The sequence below is a fragment of the Mycobacterium sp. 1245852.3 genome (genome assembly GCF_001669335.1).
In the GTDB taxonomy this organism is placed as follows: domain Bacteria; phylum Actinomycetota; class Actinomycetes; order Mycobacteriales; family Mycobacteriaceae; genus Mycobacterium; species Mycobacterium europaeum_A.
The window spans coordinates 1-1069 of the sequence record NZ_LZLL01000036.1; the positions used below are offsets into that span (position 1 = coordinate 1).

Annotated in this window: 1 protein-coding gene and 1 pseudogene; both read right to left on the minus strand. The window is 71.0% G+C overall.

Annotation, left to right across the window (positions count from 1 at the left end; genetic code table 11):
• Positions 1 to 537 (minus strand): GTP cyclohydrolase I FolE (gene folE, locus A9W96_RS01480; RefSeq protein ID WP_067137542.1); only part of this gene is annotated, 537 nt, incomplete at its 3' end.
• A 16-nt stretch (positions 538 to 553) separates the two neighbouring features.
• Positions 554 to 1069, minus strand: a pseudogene (locus A9W96_RS01485) (cell division protein FtsH); the annotation flags it as partial.

Genomic DNA, 1069 nt, shown 5'->3' on the forward strand with positions numbered 1-1069 from the left:
GGTCGTAACCGCTCCGGGCTTACGCACACCGCGCATCGCCATGCACAGGTGCTCGGCCTCGACCACGACGATCACGCCACGCGGGTTGAGCTTTTTCACCAGGGCGTCGGCGATCTGGCTGGTGAGCCGCTCCTGCACCTGGGGCCGCTTCGAGTACAGGTCGACCAGTCGGGCGATCTTCGACAGGCCGGTGACCCGGCCGTCGTTGCCCGGGATGTAGCCGACGTGGGCCACACCGTGGAACGCCACCAGGTGGTGCTCACACGTGGAGTACAGCGGAATCTCCTTGACCAGCACCAGTTCGTCGTGCTCCTCGTCGAACATGGTGTTCAGCACGCTGTCGGGATCGGTGTAGAGCCCGGCGAACATCTCGCGGTAGGCGCGCGCGACGCGGGCCGGTGTCTCGCGCAGGCCGTCGCGGTCGGGGTCTTCGCCGATCGCGTGCAGCAACTCGCGGACCGCAGCCTCGGCGCGCTCCTGATCGAACGCGCGCGTCGCGGGCACCGCGGTATCCGGCCCCAAACCGCGTAAGGCCATCGAATCCTCCGTTTGCTCAGCCGTGAGCCGGCGGGTTGGACCGGCTCACGTCGTCCTGCCGGTCCGGCGACCCACCCTCCGGGGCGGGTTGGCCGGGCGGCGGATACGGCGGATACGGCGGGTACGACGGGTGCGCCTGACCCGGGTGACCCGCTCCACCCTGCTGGCCGGGATAACTTTGCTGACCGCCGGGATGGCCTTGCGGTCCCGGATAGCCCTGGGGGCCCGGGTAACCGCGCGGCGGTTGCTGCCAATAGGGCTGCTGCTGCCCGGGCTGCGGATGCCAGTAAGTCGGCTGTTGTTGCTGCGGCGGCCAGCCGGGCGCGCGCCAGCCGGCGGGGGCCCCGTAGTCGGGTTGGGTGGGACCCTGCGGATCACCCTGCCGATTACCGCCACCCTGAGCGCCATGAGAACCGTTGCCGCCGTTGGCGTTTCGATCGGCATCCAGCCGCGCGGCGGCGGCCGCCTCGCTGGCCCGGGCGATGGCCGCCTTGAAGGCCGGCTCGGGGGTCGGCGGCGGCCACGGCTCACC